Raw genomic sequence first — 440 nt, forward strand, 5'->3', positions numbered from 1 at the left:
AGGCGGATGCCAGGACCCGGTGGGTCCCTCGTCCTCCCGACGGGCGGTCCCGGTGCGGGCCGGCACCCGCTCGCCGGCTCCCGCGTCCGCGGCGCGGCGGTGCGCGCCCGGGGCCGGCTCAGGGAGAAGAGGCACGGCGGCACGCGCTAAGCTGCAAGCGCCTCGCGGGGGAAGTCCGGTCGAAGTCCGGCGCTGACCCGCAACGGTAGGCGGAGTCCCGTGAGGGTTCCGTGAGCCCGATTACCCGCGGTGGTGTGAAGCTCCTGTCAATCGCCGTGGACTGCGAGAGGTGCTGCGCGAGGCGCCCGGCGCCCGGGCCCGCTCCTTCGATCACGCAGGCGCACGGCCCGAGGCGAAAGCGATCCGCCTGTGGCCACGCTCCGCGACCGCGTACCCGCCGTACCGCACCGCACCACGAGCGGCGGGCCCCCCCCCCCCCC

At 76.4% G+C, this 440-nt stretch carries 1 riboswitch.

Going from position 1 to position 440, the window contains the following annotated elements:
* Positions 1 to 117 precede the first annotated feature (117 nt).
* Positions 118 to 267: riboswitch (cobalamin riboswitch) on the forward strand.
* Positions 268 to 440: the final 173 nt, after the last annotated feature.

It is taken from the genome of Streptomyces sp. 13-12-16, assembly GCF_002114215.1.
Classification (GTDB): Bacteria; Actinomycetota; Actinomycetes; order Streptomycetales; family Streptomycetaceae; genus Streptomyces.